This window comes from Waterburya sp. (assembly GCF_058530065.1).
The window spans coordinates 1-19,632 of sequence record NZ_JBZNBU010000328.1; the positions used below are offsets into that span (position 1 = coordinate 1).

Annotated in this window: 24 protein-coding genes; 8 read left to right on the forward strand and 16 right to left on the reverse strand. The window is 37.5% G+C overall.

Annotated features, from left to right (window positions below; genetic code table 11):
* The 3 genes from AC33VI_RS19420 to AC33VI_RS19430 all read right to left on the reverse strand — a co-directional run.
* Window positions 1-1,246, reverse strand: a 1,246-nt coding sequence (locus tag AC33VI_RS19420) for a calcium-binding protein (protein ID WP_491783909.1), incomplete at its 3' end; no start/stop codon positions are given.
* Window positions 1,247-1,354: 108 nt separating this feature from the next.
* A complete protein-coding gene (locus AC33VI_RS19425; RefSeq protein WP_491783910.1) occupies window positions 1,355-1,519 on the reverse strand; it encodes a hypothetical protein in 165 nt (54 codons plus the stop codon).
* A gap of 80 nt (window positions 1,520-1,599) precedes the next feature.
* Window positions 1,600-3,558 carry a hypothetical protein gene (locus AC33VI_RS19430; RefSeq protein ID WP_491783911.1) on the reverse strand — a complete coding sequence of 653 codons (1,959 nt, stop codon included), beginning with the start codon at window positions 3,556-3,558 and terminating at the stop codon, window positions 1,600-1,602.
* 158 nt (window positions 3,559-3,716) lie between these two features.
* Between AC33VI_RS19430 and AC33VI_RS19435 the strand changes: the two genes are divergently transcribed.
* Together AC33VI_RS19435 and AC33VI_RS19440 are read left to right on the forward strand one after the other, a co-directional pair.
* Entirely contained in the window at window positions 3,717-4,082 is a 366-nt protein-coding gene (locus tag AC33VI_RS19435; RefSeq protein ID WP_491783912.1) for a DUF6464 family protein, read from the forward strand.
* Window positions 4,083-4,094: 12 nt separating this feature from the next.
* Window positions 4,095-4,829, forward strand: coding sequence for an MgtC/SapB family protein (locus AC33VI_RS19440; RefSeq protein WP_491783913.1), 735 nt, complete (start codon window positions 4,095-4,097; stop codon window positions 4,827-4,829).
* 1 nt (window position 4,830) lies between these two features.
* On the opposite strand, the gene AC33VI_RS19445 is transcribed toward AC33VI_RS19440, so the two are convergent.
* Window positions 4,831-5,115 carry a DUF427 domain-containing protein gene (locus AC33VI_RS19445; RefSeq protein WP_491783914.1) on the reverse strand — a complete coding sequence of 95 codons (285 nt, stop codon included), beginning with the start codon at window positions 5,113-5,115 and terminating at the stop codon, window positions 4,831-4,833.
* Window positions 5,116-5,172: 57 nt separating this feature from the next.
* Window positions 5,173-5,685 carry a tetratricopeptide repeat protein gene (locus tag AC33VI_RS19450; protein WP_491783915.1) on the reverse strand — a complete coding sequence of 171 codons (513 nt, stop codon included), beginning with the start codon at window positions 5,683-5,685 and terminating at the stop codon, window positions 5,173-5,175.
* Between the two features lie 78 nt (window positions 5,686-5,763).
* Here AC33VI_RS19450 and AC33VI_RS19455 point away from each other — a divergent pair, with 78 nt between their 5' ends.
* A complete protein-coding gene (locus AC33VI_RS19455; protein WP_491783916.1) occupies window positions 5,764-6,159 on the forward strand; it encodes a hypothetical protein in 396 nt (131 codons plus the stop codon).
* 81 nt (window positions 6,160-6,240) lie between these two features.
* Here AC33VI_RS19455 and AC33VI_RS19460 read toward each other — a convergent pair whose 3' ends face one another.
* Together AC33VI_RS19460 and AC33VI_RS19465 are read right to left on the reverse strand one after the other, a co-directional pair.
* Window positions 6,241-6,378, reverse strand: a complete 138-nt coding sequence (locus AC33VI_RS19460; RefSeq protein WP_491783917.1) for a hypothetical protein — start codon at window positions 6,376-6,378, stop codon at window positions 6,241-6,243.
* A gap of 164 nt (window positions 6,379-6,542) precedes the next feature.
* The gene (locus tag AC33VI_RS19465; RefSeq protein WP_491783918.1) at window positions 6,543-6,740 is read right to left on the reverse strand and encodes a hypothetical protein; all 198 of its coding nucleotides are present in this window, start codon (window positions 6,738-6,740) and stop codon (window positions 6,543-6,545) included.
* Window positions 6,741-7,116: 376 nt separating this feature from the next.
* On the opposite strand from AC33VI_RS19465, the gene menB reads away from it, so the two are divergent.
* The gene (menB, locus tag AC33VI_RS19470; RefSeq protein ID WP_491783919.1) at window positions 7,117-7,950 is read left to right on the forward strand and encodes a 1,4-dihydroxy-2-naphthoyl-CoA synthase; all 834 of its coding nucleotides are present in this window, start codon (window positions 7,117-7,119) and stop codon (window positions 7,948-7,950) included.
* Between the two features lie 24 nt (window positions 7,951-7,974).
* On the opposite strand, the gene AC33VI_RS19475 is transcribed toward menB, so the two are convergent.
* The 5 genes from AC33VI_RS19475 to AC33VI_RS19495 form a co-directional block, all read right to left on the reverse strand.
* Entirely contained in the window at window positions 7,975-8,556 is a 582-nt protein-coding gene (locus AC33VI_RS19475) for a hypothetical protein (RefSeq protein ID WP_491783920.1), read from the reverse strand.
* A gap of 110 nt (window positions 8,557-8,666) precedes the next feature.
* Window positions 8,667-9,146: a pantetheine-phosphate adenylyltransferase gene (gene coaD / locus AC33VI_RS19480; RefSeq protein ID WP_491783921.1), complete on the reverse strand. Its 480-nt coding sequence runs from the start codon at window positions 9,144-9,146 to the stop codon at window positions 8,667-8,669.
* A gap of 27 nt (window positions 9,147-9,173) precedes the next feature.
* On the reverse strand, window positions 9,174-10,235 hold the full coding sequence (locus AC33VI_RS19485) for an AI-2E family transporter (protein WP_491783922.1): 1,062 nt from the start codon (window positions 10,233-10,235) through the stop codon (window positions 9,174-9,176).
* 43 nt (window positions 10,236-10,278) lie between these two features.
* Entirely contained in the window at window positions 10,279-10,914 is a 636-nt protein-coding gene (gene trmB / locus AC33VI_RS19490) for a tRNA (guanosine(46)-N7)-methyltransferase TrmB (protein WP_491783923.1), read from the reverse strand.
* A 77-nt stretch (window positions 10,915-10,991) separates the two neighbouring features.
* Window positions 10,992-11,528, reverse strand: a complete 537-nt coding sequence (locus AC33VI_RS19495; RefSeq protein ID WP_491783924.1) for a DUF4330 domain-containing protein — start codon at window positions 11,526-11,528, stop codon at window positions 10,992-10,994.
* 85 nt (window positions 11,529-11,613) lie between these two features.
* Here AC33VI_RS19495 and coaE point away from each other — a divergent pair, with 85 nt between their 5' ends.
* The 3 genes from coaE to AC33VI_RS19510 all read left to right on the forward strand — a co-directional run bounded on the left by coaE (window position 11,614) and on the right by AC33VI_RS19510 (window position 13,143).
* The gene (gene coaE / locus AC33VI_RS19500; protein WP_491783925.1) at window positions 11,614-12,213 is read left to right on the forward strand and encodes a dephospho-CoA kinase; all 600 of its coding nucleotides are present in this window, start codon (window positions 11,614-11,616) and stop codon (window positions 12,211-12,213) included.
* 190 nt (window positions 12,214-12,403) lie between these two features.
* A complete protein-coding gene (locus tag AC33VI_RS19505) occupies window positions 12,404-12,589 on the forward strand; it encodes a DUF4278 domain-containing protein (protein WP_491783926.1) in 186 nt (61 codons plus the stop codon).
* A 164-nt stretch (window positions 12,590-12,753) separates the two neighbouring features.
* Window positions 12,754-13,143, forward strand: a complete 390-nt coding sequence (locus AC33VI_RS19510) for a hypothetical protein (protein ID WP_491783927.1) — start codon at window positions 12,754-12,756, stop codon at window positions 13,141-13,143.
* Window positions 13,144-13,353: 210 nt separating this feature from the next.
* Here the strand turns inward: AC33VI_RS19510 and AC33VI_RS19515 are convergent, their stop codons facing one another.
* Window positions 13,354-15,054 (reverse strand): ABC1 kinase family protein, encoded by a 1,701-nt coding sequence (locus AC33VI_RS19515; protein WP_491783928.1) that lies wholly within the window; start codon window positions 15,052-15,054, stop codon window positions 13,354-13,356.
* Between AC33VI_RS19515 and AC33VI_RS19520 the strand changes: the two genes are divergently transcribed.
* Entirely contained in the window at window positions 15,043-15,207 is a 165-nt protein-coding gene (locus AC33VI_RS19520; RefSeq protein WP_491783929.1) for a hypothetical protein, read from the forward strand. The genes AC33VI_RS19515 and AC33VI_RS19520 overlap by 12 nt on opposite strands.
* Before the next feature lie 15 nt (window positions 15,208-15,222).
* On the opposite strand, the gene AC33VI_RS19525 is transcribed toward AC33VI_RS19520, so the two are convergent.
* The 3 genes from AC33VI_RS19525 to AC33VI_RS19535 all read right to left on the reverse strand — a co-directional run.
* The gene (locus tag AC33VI_RS19525; protein WP_491783930.1) at window positions 15,223-17,202 is read right to left on the reverse strand and encodes a GAF domain-containing sensor histidine kinase; all 1,980 of its coding nucleotides are present in this window, start codon (window positions 17,200-17,202) and stop codon (window positions 15,223-15,225) included.
* Window positions 17,203-17,432: 230 nt separating this feature from the next.
* The gene (thiL, locus tag AC33VI_RS19530) at window positions 17,433-18,422 is read right to left on the reverse strand and encodes a thiamine-phosphate kinase (protein WP_491783931.1); all 990 of its coding nucleotides are present in this window, start codon (window positions 18,420-18,422) and stop codon (window positions 17,433-17,435) included.
* Between the two features lie 188 nt (window positions 18,423-18,610).
* On the reverse strand, window positions 18,611-19,632 hold a 1,022-nt coding region (locus AC33VI_RS19535), incomplete at its 5' end, for a peptidylprolyl isomerase (protein WP_491783932.1).

Consider the following 19,632-nt stretch of genomic DNA (forward strand, 5'->3'; position numbering starts at 1 on the left):
CACTGTCATTACTACCGTAGAGACTATCATTTCCAGTTTCACCATCAATAGAGTCATTGCCATCAGCACCGCTGAAAAAGTCATTACCTACGCCACCATTGAGGGCATCATTGCCTTCTTTCCCGTAGAGAGAATCGTTTCCATCTCCACCGTTGAGGACACCATCACCATCTCCGCCATTGAGGGAGTCTACGCCTCCACCACCATGGAGAGTGTCATTTCCTGTTTCTGCTATGAGAATGTCATTTTCTTCTCCTCCATTAAGAACATCGTCTTGTGCGCCACCTTGCAGGTAGTCTTCGCCATCGTCACCGTTCAGAGAATCACTGCCGTTGCTACCGTAGAGACTATCATCCCCTACATCACCATCAATAGAGTCATTGCCATCAGCACCGCTAAAAAAGTCATTACCCGCCCCACCGTTGAGGGTGTCATTGCCTTCTTTCCCGTAGAGAGAATCATCGCCATCTCCACCTTTAACGGTGTCGTCTCCCTCTCCGCTATTTAAAACATCAGAACTCGTTCCACCGTCTAAGAAATCGTTGCCCAGATCTCCAACTAAAGTGTCACGTCCCTTACTACCATAAAGGCTATCATCCCCTACATCACCATCAATAAAGTCATTGCCATCAGCACCGCTAAAGAAGTCATTACCCGCGCCACCTGAAAGAGAATCATTGCCTGCTTTACCGTAAAGTTTGTCGTTACCCTCTTCTCCCTTTAAGGTATCTTGACCATTGCCTCCATTAAGATTGTCATTGTCATTACCACCTTCCAATAGGTCGTTACCATCACGACCTATTAGGGTATCATTACCATTGTTGCCATAAAGCGAATCATCGCCGTCGAGTCCCTCAAAAAATTCGCTATTGCTACCGCCTTCCCAGAAAAAGTTCAAAACACCATCAAGCTGAAGATCTAGCTTAATATTCTCCGAATTAATAGTAACTTGAGTCGAACCAAGAAGATTACTATTATTATCGGTAAAAGTTAGGTCATAAGTTCCTGCTGGTAAAGCAATTTGATAGTTCCCTGTATTGCTTGTGGTAGTCGTATAAGAGTTAGCATCAGCAGTATTAATTGCAGTAATTTCGATTCCTGCCAATCCTTCTCCTACGGTATATGAATCGTCATTATTAACCGAATCATCATAGGCAATTCCAGTCAATAATACTTGTGGAGCGAAATTGGGTAGAGCAAAATTAATTGTAGATATATCTTGCTCGGAGGAAGAAAAATTAATCATAAAAATTACCTATTAACTACGATCTAGATCGCTTACCAATGTAATTGCGATCACTTAAGTTTGAAATCAGTAATTATTTCATTATTAGATTATTATTAGTCCGTATATTTACTGTTTAATAATATCTATTAAGCTAACTATCTCTTTAGCTAAAACAGTATAAAATAAATCTAAATTATCCAAAAGATACTGTTTTTTATAGCTAGATTTGAGATTCAAGATAAAATCGTAATCTGCCATAAAACCCGTAGTTTTAATTAAAAGTGATCGCATTTCTACTGTATACAAGTATATTTTTTGCCCGTTGTTCTTGGAAAACTAATGAGGTGATTTTTCGGGATATTTTTTAGTTATTAAATATTTAAGACCAATCCATTAATAAAATTTAAAGATATACCATAAAGGATAAATTGAATAGCGAGAATGGTTAAAATCCCCGATACTACGATACCATTGCCATTATGCCAATTAAGTTTAAAATTCTTTAAAAGGCGGTCACAAATGATGATAGTAATAATCGAAAATAACAAACTAGCAGTTAAATTAAATAAGGGTAAAACCAAAGCTAGAGATTGAATTAAACCTAAGCTAAGGGCTACAAGATAAATTGTTTGGGGACGGTTAGAGATGGTAACTCCCAACTTGAATTCAGCCACAATTGCCAGGGCAATAGCCGAAAATAAAGTATATAAACCGAGATTAATTAAATTAGTATAAATACCAAAAGAAAAATTAGATTCATCAATATTTTGGGGTTGATAATATTCTTGAGGCCAATTAATCGGAATAATCTCGCTAGCCAATTTTTCTGGCGATCGCTCTCCTTGTCCCGTAGTATAAACACAACCCACCCTCACATTTCCGGGTCGATCGACATTTTTTTGCAAAGCTTCTACTACATAAATATGAGGAAAAATTTTCTCGCCACGACTTTCGATAACTGGATTTTTAGTCGGATCGAGATTGCTAAATGCTGCGGCTTTAACATTGGCAAATCTTTGGCAACCATAGTTGGCAACTTCCTCAGTAATTTTACTCAAAGGAAAAATATTATCTGAAGCACGAGCGATCGCTTTTTCTCCCGCTAAATTTACTCCCAAACGACAATAATTAGCCGATCCAATGGTAGTTTGGCAAATTGCAGGGATATTTTGCGAAGTAGAGGGCAAATTACTTTGACTGGTATATATACCCAAGCAAATAAATACTACTGTAGCCAAAGTCCAACCTAAAGGAATAATCGATCTTTGAACTAGGGGAGGAAGTTTAAATTTCTGTTGGGACAAGTCTTCCCATTCTGATGTGGAGGCAGTTGTAGAATTTGCAGGAGTAAAATTATATTCAACATTACTACGTTTGACTTTCTTGGTAAAAGTAGCTTTTTTCTCCTCCATTGCTTTAAACTCAGCCAAAGTAACCGTAGAATTGAAACAATAACGACTCAACCAAATAGCTAAAGTATTGCGACCTTCAGCCTGTAGTTCGCTAATCTGGTTGAGCCATTTTTTGACTGCTGGAGAAAAACTTTCCGATTCGGGAATAGTCCCCTGTTTAAAGAAATTTTCCATCCCCAAGAGTATTTTCTGTTTCTGTTTGGGGGATAAATGATGAAAAAATTTCATCAGACGGATAATTTGTTTTTCAGGCGGAATAATGTTTCCCGTTAAAATTTTGCGATTGACAAAACAATATTCAGCTAAATTATTAATCTTTGATTTGTCTTCAGTTTGATTATCTTCAGGAACAGATTCGGTTTCTTCTACTCCTGGAGTAAAAGGATTAATTTCATCTCGAACTTCGGTTTGATTCTTTTCAGGAAGAGAATCGATTTCTGCTTCTCCTTTAGTATTACTGTCTTCAATAAAAGGATTAATTTCTGCTTCTTCCAGGGGTTTTGTATGAACGAATCCCGTATCCCTCAGCAATCCCGTATCCCCTAAACTATCTTCAAGTTTTTCGGGAAAATCTACAAACGCGCTAAAGTCTTCGGCTAAAAGTCCTTCTTCTCCTAAATTTCCCTGAGTATCTATGGCGTCTTCATCAATTACCGTTGGTGGATCTAAAAAAAACTGCCAATCAGGATCTACTTCCCCTAACTTACGACTATACAGCCAAACTCCTTCCATAGAATTCAAGCTTAAAGATGCGATCGCATCTCTTATAGTATCTGTCAGCAAAATATAGTCTGGAATGTAGTCTGGTTGGCGATTGATATAAATATGTAATTTGGCTTGATGAACGATCGCTTGAAAGCGGAAATTTTTATTGCCACAGGCTTTTTTTAAAGCTGCAACTATTAAATCTGGATCCATAAGAGTAGAAGGAGGGATTGGGTATAAAGCAGTATTGATTTTATGATTCCCAAAAACAGACGTTAAATTCCTTTAGGGTTTTATTCGATCTCCAAAAATCTTTACCAGATCGCGTTACTATTTTTGAATGAGGCGAAGAATTTGATAAGTATTTATATATGTCGAACGAGAAAAATTTATTACCTACAGAAATTATTTTAACTCCCGCTCGTCAATGTATTGGCAGGTTAAATCTCAATCGACGATTGCAACCAGGAAACTATATGGATTTTCAAGGAAAAACCTACGCCATCCTCGAAAGACATCATTTTTATCAATATCGCGTAGGAGGCTACCGCTTTGACAAAGCAACCCTCCACGTTCAAGAATCAACTAGACCAGAAGAAACTACTTTAATTGGCGATCGCTTGGTAATTGGGGATGCTAGTTGTCGTTTCAACGCGCGATCGGAAATTATGCGCTGTGCGGTCAACCCTGAAGGACCTTGTCAGGGATGTCGCTACTATGAAGCAATTGATAATTAAAATCTAAAAACTATGTTGGAGACAATTGCAGAAATAGCCAATATTTTTAGCGGACAAGTTTTTCCCGAATCAATTTTGGGCGAATCGATGATGGATCGGTTTATTGCTAACTATATGGGAGCAGATCGACTAGGAACTTATTTAGTTTCTTTATCTGTGGCGATGATTTTAGCTACCATTTTGGCATTCCATCCCCAAACCTACGGCAAAAAAGAAGATATTAATGAAATTGAAGCACCCAAAAGTCTGATTTTTTATGCGGTTATTGGTTCTTTAATCGGTGCGACGGTAGCGGATTATGGTTCGGAATTAGGGTTTATTTTCTTTGGTTTGGGTGGTTTGATGCGTTTTCGTACCAATACTGGTACATCGATCCAAACTGGACGCTTAATTTTAGTAGCGTTAATTGGTTTATGCTGTGGTTTAAAAATGATTTATATTGCTGTAGTGTCCACTATAGTAGCTTGGATTTTAATTTATCTTCTAGAAAGAAGAACTATTTATCAACTAGAAATTAAAAGTCTCAATGCTAAAAGATTTCTCGAATCTGTTGCCGCTTATCGCCACGCCTTAAAAAAACAAAAATGCAAGGTTATTGTAGAGAAAAAAAACCCTGCCAAATCTAGAGTTAGTTTTATTTTGAGTTCTCCTCCCAAATTGGGAAGAGAAAACTTAGAGCATTTTTTAAACCAACATATTTCTGAAGAAGATCGAGGAACAATCGACTGGAATGTCGGAGTTAAATAGATTAAGCTTCTACTTTGACTCCTTTCCAAAAAGCAACATAGCCTTTAATATTATTTGCTCTTTCTTTGGTTTCGGGATAGTACCAAGCAGCATCTTTATTTTCTTGACCGTCAACCACCACAGTATAGTAACTAGCCTGACCTTTCCAGGGACAGGTAGTATGAGTCGAACTGGCTTGGAAATATTCTTGTTTAATCGATTCTGGGGGAAAATAGTGATTGTTTTCTACCACTTCAGTGCGATCGCTTTCTGCGATGATTTGACCGTTCCAAATTGCTTTAGGCATTTTTTTAAATTGAATATAAACTTAGGTACAGTTTTATTATCTATAACCAGGAACTTTTTAACCAAGCCAAAATAAGCCAGCAATAATTGCTGTTAAAGAAAATAAAGCAAACCAAACAAACTGGTTGTCTGAAGTCTCAACAGAAGATAGATCTAATTCTTCTTCCAACAAATCTAGAGAACTTGGCACGGGTTGTTTTTTAGCTGCAACATAACGAGGGGTGTTGCCATCAGTATTACTCAAATCAGGAATTTCACTCATCCATTCGGTCGGACGTTCCAATTTAGGTGCTTTGATAATATATAAAATACGCTGGGCTTGTTCGCGAGTTTGAGTATCGGGATGAACGATTAACTCTTGACATAAAGCGATCGCTTCGGGGATTTTATTGGCTGCTTGATAGGCACTTACCAACCAGATTTGAGCTTCTCCACCTTTGCGGGAATTTAGGGCGATCAATTCTGTTGCTGCTTCTAGATTTTCGATACTCAAGCGATAATTTCCTCTTTCTAAAGCAGCTTTTCCCGCTGCCAATTTTTGCTGGAACTTTTCTAAATTATCTGTCGTCACTTTATAAATATACTGTGGTAATTACTTAGATTTATTTTTAGAATTATCATACATAGCTGGAAACGACAATGTAAGGCGATGAGTCAAACTAACCTATTTCAATTTAATTGGCGCAATGTTGTGGGCATAGTCGTCATGGGAATTGCAACTTGTCTAGATGTTCCCGTTAACGCAGTACCGATCGAAGATAATTTTCACATAGCTCAAGTTGGTATTCGCAGCAATGTTCGCTCCCCCGTACCGCTCAATCTAAGACCCCGCGTTATTATTAGCCCCCGTGGTAACCAGCACTTTCATCGCCGTCGTGGTTACTCGCAATACAATCCTTACTACGGTCGTCGTCGCGGACATCATAAAAAAATCATTATTATTAATCCTGGAAGTCGCCACCATCGTCGTCATATTCCCCATTATGGAAACTACAATCATCGCGGAAATTATGGTGGTGGTGCATATATCAGAATAGGTTATTAGGGCGCATTATTTTTGAGAAAAAAAGCTATAAAAAACTCCACTAAAATTACTTCAAGGTAAAACTAACGGAGTTTTTTATGTTTAAAGCCAACCTAAATAATTGCCGATCGCAATTCCAATACCTACTCCAGCCAAAGCACTAAAAGCAGTAGGTAAAAATGACCAATTATTATGAGTATAAAAGGTAGTCGTAGTTTTAACTCTAGTATTTGAAATCATATCAGTAAATCTTTTCTCTAAACTGATACAATCCTAAAAATAGACTAAATTAAAAACCGCGATCGAGATCTTAGTCCATAAGTGATACTAAATTAGCGATTTTATTTTAATTAAAACTACTAAATCTTACCCTCAATTATGAAATTTATTTATCATTTATCAACTTAGACTGAGACGGAATCGATCGCACAATAACTATTAATTCCAGGAGCATAAGCTTCAATTACTTTCCCTGTTTTGAGACACTGTACCATTAGATAATCGCAATATTCACAAGATGTACGTTCGATTTTATTTTCTATTTGACTCCTAATAGCACGTGCTCCACAATTAGGGCAATAAATTGTCTGTGTTTTATTCATTTTCCAAAAATATAATCTTTTTATCGATTTATTAAGCGAACGATTTAATTTATTCTTTATTTAATTATAATGATATATTTTCTTGTTATATATTAGTCTTTAGATATATTTCGGATATTTTTAAGGCGATCCCCAATTAGATTGAGTGAATAATAAATCACAGTAGATATTAAGATAGATATTAAAAAATATTACAAATAACTTTTGAGTTAGTTATTTATAAATAATCTATCTATATTTTTTCTTGCCTACTATTACAGCTTTCCCAGGCATCTAATTGATAAACTATTCCTAAATCGAAAAAACATCCTTCAAAAAGATGATTTAATTTTAAAGACCAATGAAAACAATTATTTTGCTTCGATCGCGATAACCTATGGAAGTCAAATGGCAAACAGCTAAAACCTACGAAGATATTATTTACCAAAAATGGAATGGTATCGCCAAAATTACCATTAATCGTCCTCACAAGCGCAATGCTTTTCGACCCAAAACCGTATTTGAAATGTATGATGCCTTTGTAGATGCGCGGGAAGATAATACCATTGGCGTAATTTTACTAACAGGCGCGGGACCTCATACTGATGGCAAATATGCTTTTTGTGCTGGAGGAGATCAAAGTATTCGAGGCAAAGCAGGATACATTGATGAGGGAGGAATGCCCAGATTAAACGTATTAGATCTACAGCGTTTAATTCGCTCTATACCTAAAGTAACTATTGCGTTAGTGGCTGGCTATGCCATTGGTGGCGGTCATGTCCTTCATATTTTGTGCGACCTGACTATTGCAGCAGATAATGCTATTTTTGGACAAACTGGCCCTAAAGTAGGTAGTTTTGACGGGGGATTTGGCTCTAGCTATCTAGCTCGCATTGTAGGGCAAAAAAAAGCCAGGGAAATCTGGTTTCTCTGTCGTCAATATAATGCCCAAGAAGCTTTGGACATGGGATTGGTCAATTGTGTTGTCCCTGTAGATAGACTGGAAACAGAAGGAATTGAATGGGCGCAAGAAGTGTTACGAAAAAGTCCCATTGCCATTCGCTGTCTCAAGGCTGCTTTCAATGCAGACTGTGACGGACAAGCTGGTATACAAGAATTGGCAGGCAATGCAACTATGCTTTATTACATGACTGAAGAAGGTGCGGAAGGAAAACAAGCTTTTCTTGAAAAAAGACCCCCAGATTTTCAACAGTATCCTTGGCTACCTTAAGAGCAAATTAGAATAGATTACAGGTTATGGTTCGTCTGCGGTCGAGGGATCGAGTTGCTGGCGACCATTTTGAACAATTCCTAACATTTCTCCAAATCTTTCTTCTAAATCTTTTAAAACATTATCGGCATATAAATCAGCCCCTTCTTGAATCGCTTGACATTCAGCGATCGCATTTTGTCGTAATTGCTCGCATTCTTGTTCGGTTTTGAGTCGCAATTTTGCCCCATCCAATTCCGCTTGACGTACTATCGCCGATTCCTGCACGATTTGATGTGCTTTCTCTTCTGCCGACTTAACTATCAAACAAGCATAGCCTCTAGCATCCTCAATAATTTCCTGCCTGCGATTGACTATTTCAATTGCTGTGGCTAACTCTACAGGCAAATTTTCTTGTATTTTTAAAAGTTGCTCTAAGATTAAATCTTCATCTATAACCGCTAATTCCGTCAGGGGAATACGAGCCGCATTAAGAATTGACTCCTTTAAACGATCTAATTCAGCCTCAATTTCAAAGCCAGAATGAGCAGATTCAGCGATATCTCCCGCTCCTTGAGAACCGTTAAATTGTATCTGACTATTGGGGGAATAATTTTTTTGTAGCATTATTCAATTAGATTATCTAAGTCTATTTGTAACCTAAATAACTAACATTTGCCAACAAAAATATTATGTTTTAATTACACAATCTTCTTTTATGAGAAAGTTTGTATTCATTACTTGTTTTGATACTTTTTATACATATCCTTGGCAATATTTCCCGATACCAAGTGATCGATTGACCCTCCAAATTGAGCGATCTCTTTGACAATACTACTGCTTAAAAAACAATATTCTTTAGTGGTTGCTAAAAAAACGGTTTCTATTTCTTGATTGAGGGTTTTATTAGTATGTGCCATTTGCAATTCTTTTTCAAAATCCGATAGAACTCTCAAGCCTCTTAATAAAACTCCTGCATTATGAAGTTTGGCATATTCAACAGTCAATCCGACAAAGCTATCCACTTCAACATTTTTAATATGTTTGGTACATTCGGTAATTTGATCTATTCTTTTATCGACTGAAAATAATGGTTTTTTGCTAGGATTGGAAAGCACTGCAACAATTGTTTTTTCAAACAATTTCGATCCTCTTTCAATAATATCTATGTGTCCTAAAGTTATGGGATCGAAACTACCTGGATAAATAGCAATCATGTATTTTATTTTTTAAATAATTATTAATTATATGTTGATGGTATTTTCTAAATATTGAGCTTTGGGTTTGAAAATAGTTAATAAGCTTTTAATAAAGCTGGCAGCAGGAACGGCTAAAATTAATCCTAAAAATCCTCCTAACTGCGCTCCAATCAGCAGAGACAATAAAACTAAAACAGGATTTAAACCAGTGAATTCTCCCAAAAGACGGGGAGCAATCACACTTTCAACTATTTGCTCGATGACAAAGGCAACTGCCAGCACTCTTAGTCCGAGCCAAATACTTTTTAGTGCCATTAAAAAGCTAATTAAACTAATACTCAATCCAGCCCCAAATGGGAATAGTGCCATAACTCCCACGACTAAGCCAAATAATAAGGCAAAAGGGACTTGAATAATAAAAAAAGTAACAGTCATGGTAACACCCATAACAGAAGCAACTGTTAATTGTCCGCCAAAATAATTATTAAATGTTTGTTTCAAAACATCGCGAACTTTATCTGCTGTTTCTTCAGGAAAAATACCGAATAAATCTTCCCATAACTCTCCTCCATGAAGTAATAGATAAAAAGTTAAAACAATCGTTAACAGCAGATCTATTAAACTACCAAGTACGGAAAAAACGCTTCCCAGAATTTGCCCGCTTAACTGTTGCAATTGGTAAGATATACGACCTAAAGCATCGGCAACTATACTGCTGACACTGAGGGGAAAATTGCGCTCTTCCGCCCAAGTTTCTAAAACTTTAGCCTGTTCGCTTCCAGATGCCACATAACTCGGCAGGCGATCTAACAAGCCATTTAATTGATCGATGACAATGGGAATGACTGTAACGCCAATGATACTAAAAAGCAGGATTCCCGCTAACAAAACAATTAAAATGGCGATCGCTCTTTTGATCCCTTTTTTTTCGAGCAAACGTACGGGTTTATCGAGAATGAATGAGAGTAAAGTAGCAGTGGCAAAAATAGTAATTAGGGATTGAAAATATTCAAAGACTAAAATTAGCAACCAACCATTGAGTACTAGTAAAGGTAAAAGTAAGCCTCTAGTAAGCCACTTAGGTAATTTGGAAATTGTATCGATCATTGAGAAAGCTTTTGATGAAGTAACTTATAGCTTATAAATGAGGCTATGCCTCTTTCTGAAACATAACTCGATAGACGGGAAGATTTTGTTCTAGTACATACAATTCTCTTTCTGTAGGTATTATTAGGGGATTGCTGTTCAACCAAGTTGTTTGATGTTGTGGAATTAATCGAGAATCTGTTGCAAAGCGATCGCGCATTTCCATGGCTACCTCTTTAATATCAGATTGTAGAAAAACTCTTCCCCCTTCTGCTAGGTAATCAACTATAAGCTTAACTAATTCGTTTTGGACGACTCTGCGTTTATTGTGACGTTTTTTGAACCAAGGATCGGGAAACTGAACTGAAACAGTTTTTAAGACATTTTCAGGCAAAGAGTCTAATAGTACCTCAGCCGAACTATTCATATTGCCAAAGAGATAATGTAGGTTAGTTAAATTCAATTCATCTCGTACTTGATTGGCAGCAGTGACTAAAGGATGGCGAATTTCAATCCCCAAAAAATTAGTTTCGGGATGCTGTTGTGCCATTTCTAATAAAAACCTGCCTCTAGCGCAACCAATATCTAGATGTAGATCTTGCTGGGGATGGGTAAAAACTTCTTGCCAATTGGGCATAGCAATCGGTTGCTGAAATTTACGGGCGAGGGGATTTACGTGCTGACGAATACGGATGGGCATACGGGAGACTAGGGGAGTAGGGGAGTAGGACTGGGTGACTAATGACTAACAACTAACCACTAATCACTAACGACTAACTACTCTTTTAATTCAACAGATATGACAGTACCATTAAAGTCGTAAGTTTTGCCTTGTAATTGAATGGGCAAGCCTATTTTCATTTTTTTACTTCCTCCCAAGACAAAGCCAGTACTGGTTACTTCGGCTTTTCCTCCTACCGTAATTAACAAATCGCGAATTGCTACGATTTCGGGGCGAGGATCGGGTAAGGCTTTAACCGTGCCATCGGGTTGGGGTACGGGGGTAGTGCGGGGCAGTAGTTCTTTTTCTACAATGGTGACTTTTCCTGCGGGTTGGTTGCGAATTACAATATCAGCTTTGTCGTTTTCTTCAAATTCTTGAAACAAGGCATCTAAATTAGCAACTCCCAAACCTCTGACTAATACTTGTACTTCAATAGGTTTTTGTTTGGTTTGAGCGACTATATTATTGGTTAATGGGGTGCCTGGAAACAAGAAAATACCAACAACTACTAGCCCAATTACCGCAGCAGCAGCGAAATCGAGAATGCTTAATTTACCGAATAGTCTTCCTTTAGAATCAATAATTTTCACGATCGCCTGACAGATATTAAAATATCCAAAATAATTTCGTCTATATTATACGCATCGCTATTACGATCTATAGTCTTTTTTGTTTATGGTAAATCTGCAAGATCGTCGCTTAATTGGGTTGACTGGAGGGATTGCTACAGGGAAAACTACTGTTTCTAATTATTTAAGTCAGAAATATCAGTTACCTATATTAGATGCAGATATTTATGCTAGAGAAGCCGTAGCTAAAGGTTCGCCTATTTTAAAAACTATTCTCGCTCGTTACGGCGATCGCATTATGCTCGCCGATGGTGCTTTAAACCGCCCAGCTTTGGGGGAAATTGTGTTTAACAATCCTCAAGAGAAACAATGGCTGGAAAGTCAGATTCATCCTTTTGTCCGCGATCGCTTCGAGCAAGAGTTACAACGGTTAGATTATAGTATAATAGTACTTGATATTCCTTTACTATTTGAAGCTAATTTGACCGATACGGTAACCGAAATTTGGGTAGTTAGTTGCAGTCGCGATCGACAAATTTCTCGTTTGCAACAAAGGAATGGTTTGACTGCCGAACAAGCAATCGCCAGGATCGAAAGTCAATTTCCTTTGGCTGATAAAGTTGCTGCTGCGGATGTGGTTTTGGAGAATAATGACAGTTGCGATCGCCTGTTTGCTGCGGTAGACCGAGCTATTAAATTAAATTAAGAAATATAAATATTTTGTTTAAGTTTTTGTTTTACTATTAAAAAGTAGCAAATGCTACAGAATTAAGTTGTATAATCATACCTAACAGAGTAAATGAGTTCGCTATTTTGTAGAGAACTAGTTATTTATTTCTGCCAGCTAACTAGAAAAAAACACCATATATATTTAGCTTACTTTAGAGGTACGAACCATGAGACTACAATTTAGAGGCAAAGTTTACGAAGCACCTCACATTGAATGGGATGTTGCGGAAGGAGAAATAGGAGGCAAATATCGCGGAAAACCCTGGAAAGTCCATCATTTAAAAGAAGAACATCGCCAAAATTCCCAGAAGACAGAATTTACTTATCGTGGCATTCACTATACAAAAGACTAAATTGCCAAATTATTTAATGACTATTGATATTTTGTTAAAAGCTACTAGTTAGCTAGTAGCTTTTAAACAATAATCAACAGCATATTTTTATATTTTTTTGACCTTAATGAATTCATTCAAGCATATGAACTTGGCTATTATTAGCAACAATATACATAAAAATAATGAAACATTTATCTCCATTTTCTCAATCCAGAAAACCAAAATACCAGTCTGAAATAATTGATAGCGAAATTACTAACTGGCATCAGGATATTTCTTTACCACGTCACATATCCGCACCTTCAACTAAGTCTCATCGAGTTAGAAGTCGTTTTTATGAAGTTCGCTATGCCCCAAAAGTTTGCCAGCTAGATCTTGACGAATCTAAAAAAGCTAATCTGGCATTAGATATTCTCAAATATCAACTAAAAGATCGTACCTCCCAAAAACAACATTTAGAGAATCTTCGTACTAATTTGGAACGTCGCTTACAAGTAGCGAAATCTCAAGGAAATACACAACTAGTTAATATTCTGCAAAATGAATACAAGCAGCTTTCTAATAGTTATTAGTTGTTAGCGGAACTTAAACAAATTTAACGATCAAAACAAGTATGAAAAGAATGACTTTGAGAAAAAGGAGAAGCACGAAAGCGATTCATGATATTGATTAACGGTTTCCCCAGCTAAAGCTAGTTTTATTAAATCTCCGCGAATGATTTTCCTCTATTTTTTAAAGCTAGCAATAAAAGTTATACTAACTACTAACTACTAATAACTAACTTACTTCTGACTCATCTTATATAGTTTTTCACTCATTGCCATACTAGTAAGAGAACGGAGTAATAAAATAAACCAAAAGATCGCAAAACAAAATAAAGCGATCGCCACACCTTTTAACTGTCCTACTAGCAATACCGAACCAGATAATAAACTAAAACCCGACAGACAAGTATAAATTAAACTTTTAATCCCTAACTGAATTTGTTTTAAGGAACGTTCGCTTTCTGTCGCCCGAACTTTTACTTGCAATTCCCCCAAATCTAATCGCGATTCGAGGCGCATGATTGATAGTTGAGTGCGGTTGGGTTGTTTGAATTTATATTGAATAAAGTCTTTGGTTTGTCTGGCTAAAACGCTCAACATACTGCCTTGTTGTTGGGAGAAGGCAATCTGCTTGAGGAAGGGTTGGGCTGCTGCGAGTAAATTGTATTGAGGGTCGAGGGCGCGGGCAATTCCGTCGAGGGTGGTTAAAGACTTGACGATAAAAGTCATCTGCGGGGGAAGGCGAAAAGGCTGTTGCTCGAAGATAGAATATACTTCGTCGGTAATTTGCTCAAAAGCTTTGACATCTACAGGTTTTTCGCGAAATTCGGTCAGCATAAAGGAAATCATTCGCTTAACAGGAGTCATATCCGCTACAGGCTCGATCAGACCCATGTAAATGAGAGTTTCTACTACTTCATCTGCATCGTTTTTTAAGACTGCAAAAAAAGTTTTGACCATTTGATCTTTGGCAATGGTTTTAACTTCTGCCATAGTGCCAAAATCATAAAAAATAATGTCTCCCCGCTGACTGACTGCCATGTTACCAGGATGGGGATCGGATTGAAAAAAGCCATCTTCTAAAAGTTGTTTGAGATAGCAAGTAATACCTAGTTGAATTACTTCTTGAGTATCAATTTTGTTGGCTTCTAAACTAGAGCGGTCGTCTATTTTGATGCCTGGCAAATATTCTAAAGTTAATACCTTGGAGGTAGTATATTGCCAATAAACTTTTGGTACGGTTACCTTATTATAATTCTGAAAATTATTCCGAAAGCGATCGGCATTTTTGCCCTCATGAATATAATCAATTTCTAAAAATAAAAGCTCAAAAAACTCTTGGCAGATTTGGTCTAAATTAAACTTACGCAAAGTTTTAATCAGATGTGCCAGCCAACGAAAAAGACGGTGTAAGATTTCAAAATCTAAATTAAATAACTTTGCTAACCCAGGACGCTGTACTTTAACTACAACTTGTTCTCCTGTATGGAGTTTTGCTCGATGTACTTGACCCAAACTAGCTGCTGCCAAGGGTGTAGGACTAAACTCAGCAAATAAAAGGGAAATAGGTTTACCTAATTCTTGTTCGATAACGGCGATCGCAATTTCTGAATCGAAAGGAGGTACTCGATCTTGTAATTGACTGAATTCTTCTACATATTCAATGGGAATTAAATCCGCACGAGTTGATAGAGCTTGACCTAATTTAATCAAAGTAGGTCCAAGGTCGAGCATATTTCTGACTAGCCATTTAGCCAAACGATGTCTTTTTCTGGAGGAATTATTTCCCGTTAATTTATTCCACCAAAGAGCAAGTAAAAATTGAATTGTGACACCAAAAATTTTAATTTGCCGCCAAAAAGGAGAATAAGGATATTCCCCTCGTGACAATTGGAGGGATTTAGAATTTTTGCGTTTTTTATTTTGATGCCATTTCATAGAAATACCCCAGAATCGACCGACTTAAGCAAGCTAATTTATGAATGGGATGCAGCTTATTCCACTTTCGCGGTTAAGGTTTTCTTCTTAGAGAAATATCCTTTAGGGCTGAATCAAGAAGCGATCGATACCAACTATTACATAATTATTTAATATTTTGTTACTAGATTAACCAATAGCTGGTTGAAATTGGGGTAATTTAAGCACAAAAGTAGTGATAAACACATCCAAATCCGATTTTGAAGGTTCGCTAGTTACCTCAATTGTGCCGTTGAGATGTTCTACTAAATATTGCACTAAAGCCAAACCCAAACCAGTTCCAGGTACGGCTCGATCTGTCACTCCTCGACCCCTTCTAAATTTATCAAAGATATGGGGTAATTCTTCAGGAGTAATTCCCGTGCCATAATTAGCGACAGTAATAACGATACCTTTTCCCTGACGAGTTTTTTCTTCCTTGACGTTGATTTCGATAGTGGTATCAACTTCAGAATATTTGCCCGCATTTAACAGCAATTCGTTGAGAATATTGGTAAAACTTTCTACATCGGTATTAATTGTCAAATCTAGTCGTTCGATCTCAATCTTCAGTTCCAAACCTTTATTGTTTGACCATTTCTCGCGGAAGTTTTGAGCCAAACTATCAAGGGTAGTGGCTAAATTTAATTCTTGAGGGCTATAGGCTAATTCTCCCGATTCTACTTCTTGTAGGGTCAATAAATCCTTAATCAGACTGTATTCCCGATTCCATTCTTGTTCTAAAATGTTGAGATATTTATCTCTCATCTCAGGAGAAATTTCTGCCCGACGCAACATCATAATTGCCATTTTCATGCTCGTCAGAGGAGTTTTCAACTCATGACTCATACTATTCATAAAGTCATCCTTGAGTTGATTTAACTTCTGCAACTGTTCGATGTGCTGGCGCATTTTTTCTGAGAGTTTTGCTTGTACGTCCAGACTCCATTTTAGTTGTGCCGTCCGTTCGTCTACAATCGACTGTACTCGGTCTAAAGTTTGGTGATGAACGATTGCCGTACTAATTTGAATGCTAGCCCAGTCTACTAAATCTAATTCGTCTGTAGTCCAATGGTGAGGGGTGTAATGTTGCAGTGCTAAAAATCCCCAAACTACAGCGGGAGAAGTTTCGCTAGTTTTTTTACCCATTAAAGGTACGATTAATAAAGCAGAACCATCAGGTTGGAAAAATTCTGGCAATTCTTGAGGATCGAGATCGGGAAATATAGCGTCTGATGCAAAAGACAAATATTGGGGTGCATTTTGCCAAGCCTGCTGGCAGAGATGGGAATGAGCGAAGATGAAAAACTTCGATTCCCCAGTCGGGAAACAATCCTTTTTAGGCGACCACTGACAAGCAACTTCTACCGTTCCTTTAATAGATTTCTTCGATTTACGACTTTTGGCTTGTAAAGGATTTTGATATTTCAACATTAAGATTGTTGCCCGATCTAATTGTAAAGTCGTACCAATTTGAGTCAAACAATTTTGAAATAGCAAATTTGGATGGGGACTATGACTGATTTCTCGACTCAGGTTTCTGAGCAAAGAATGATATTTAGTCTTAGTATTTGCTTGATGTTGAAGTTGAGTTTGAGAAATTGCGATCGCCATTGAATCTGAGATGTGGTTTAATAGTTCTTTTTGGGAGTTTGTCCACTCAGAAGAATCGGACTTCAGCAATAAAATTAAACCGTTGGTTTGATGCTGGTATTGAGTCTCTACAGCTAGCCAAGTTATTGATGAAAATATTTCCTGTAAAAAGTCTTCTAGTTGACTGAGAATGCTGCTAGCTAGGGATAGATTTGCCAACCGAGATCTAACTATATCTTGATTTAGCCACGAACACTCTTCCTTTTGCCACAGATCGACTCGATTGGGTTCATTTTCTGTAGCAGAAACCACAAAACAAGCATCTGCCGCCAATAAATTACCAATTTTTGCCAAAATTATCGGCAAAATCCGATCGCGATCCTCATTGTTTAAGATAATTTGCAGAATCTCACTAACAGTATCCTCAATCCCGATTGGATGTGGTACGGTATTAGGCGACTCTCGCTTTTCCATAGTCAAAGGTGGGATTACGATGGGTGATGATAGGTAGGAGTGCTGATTCGGTTGATTCATCATAAATTTTATGATTTGTTCCCCAAGAAACAATCGAGCGGGATTGCGGTCGTACAATCCATAACTTTTCTCTTCAGAATTAGCATTCCCATTTTTGGTTTATTTTTACCAGGGTAACGGTTTTTATTACCAGTTATTTTCTGTTTTTTTACCAAATTAGAGAATAGATAATTGGTAACTTAAATAATTAGTTAATTGATTAAATTGCTGAGTTTTAGGATTACTTATAATTGTCAAAAATGTTGAAAAACTTTATTTATATTTAATATTTTTCTACTATTTGAAGAGTTGCTTACAACAACCTTAATTTCTTTGGCATCAGTAATTTCACCGACGATCGATGCTTGGTGTTTGAGCTTTTTAACTAATGTTAAAGCGTAACTTTTTGGCATACATAAAACTAATTCAAAATCCTCACCGCCATAAAAGATAAACTCTCTAGCTTTTTCCTTTCCTACTAATTTTATTAATCCCAAAAAAATACTTAAATTAGATTCTTCTATTTTTGCTCCAACATTACTATTATTACAGATTTGATAAATAGCATCTGCCAGTCCGTCGCTACTATCCATACCTGCGATCGCAACATCATCGGGAATAAAATCTAAATGGGGTAAAATATCTAATCTAGGGATAGGTCTTTGATGGGCAGAAATTAATTTTTGAGCTTCTTTAGGATCTAATTTCTCTTGCAAACTCGGATTTAACAACAATTCTAAGCCACCACGAGATAGCCCATGTAAACCAGTAATTACAATCGCATCCCCAGGACGAGCGGTAGAACGACGTATCGCTCTTTGAGGATGTACTTCTCCCATAGCCGTAATGGCGATGCTAGTTACTGGAGAACGACATATATCCCCCCCGACAATAGGAGTAGGATAAAGATCTAGACAGTCAGAAATTCCCTGATAAAGTTCTTCTACCCAAACTACGGGTAAATCCCCTGGTAGAGATAAACCGACAGTAATACCTAAAGGACTTGCCCCCATTGCTGCTAAATCCGATAAATTGGCTGCTGTCGCCCGCCAGCCCACATCATAAGCAGAAGTAGTGCGATCGCTAAAATGAACCCCATCTACTAAAATATCAGTAGTTACTACCAAAGACTTACTAGGATCTGTAGTCAAAATCGCCCCGTCATCTCCCACTATATCCCCAGGACAATAAGGCTGCAATCGCTCTAACAAACCCCGCTCGCCTACATCTTTAATATTTAACATCGAGCATTTATCAGGGAACATTGAGCATTAAACATTTATCAGCTATCAGCTATCAGCTATCAATTTTTAGTTTTCCAAGATACTTTTAACAATTAAACTCAGGCTAAGGGCTAAAGGCTAAAGGCTTTAAAAGAGATAAGTTTCAATAACAATCCTTCTGCCTTCTGCCTTCTGCCTTCTGCCTTCGTTTAACTAGGTTCTTTCAAGTTATCCAAACCATCAATAACTTTGGCAGAGATAATTTTGTCTCCCGCAGTTAACTCTTCCAAAACTTCTTTACCTTCAATTAAATAACCAAACACAGAGTAACGCCCATCCATCAAGTTATAACCAGGAGGAGTAATTTCCGTGTCAAATTTAAAGAAGAAAAACTGCGAAGAACCGCCATTAGGATCGTCAGCAGGACGAGCGAGAGCGATCGCACCATAGGCATTGAAAGGAATTGCAGGAACGTCTAAATAACGACCTAATTCTTCTAAAGTTTCGCCATATACGGGTAATTCGTCCCCTTTAACCAATACTTCGATGGGTATTGCCCGATATTCATTAGTTTGAGGATCGATAAAACCATCGGCTTCTCCTGGAGGATCGCCAGCTTGCAAAATATAAAAGTCTTCGGCGCGGTTGAAGTCCAAACCATCATAGAAGCCCCGTTTGACTAAATCGACGAAATTGCCGCCATTGACTGGCGCGCTGTAGCCATCGACAACAATAGTTAAATCTCCTTTATTAGTTTCCATTGCTACGGTAGCTCGACCCAAAAGCTGGGGTAAATAGCTATATTCTTCGGGAACTTCAAAAGGAAACCCAGTAACCATCAACATTTCTAAATCTCCTACCAGATCTAGAAGTTCTCTTCTTTTAATGTAAGTCCCTTCACGGTCTTTCGATTCGATGATTTCGGCAATCTCTTCCATTCCCCCAGTCAAGCGATCGATTATCTCTTCTGCCTTAGCTTGACGTTCTTCAGGAATACTCCCTAAAAGTTGGTCACGACGGTAATTAAGCACAAAATTAGCGTTTTTAAGATCCTTTTTCATGTTTTTCCAACGTTTGCCTCGCAGTTGGTTGGAAATATCTTCTAAACTTTTTTGAAGTTTTCTGACAGAATCATTATCTATAGGTAAAGAATATTGAAGAATCGCTTTGGGATCGGTCACTGCATCTCCTTGAGCCAAAATAGCAAATGCTTGAGGTTGCCAGCCCAAAA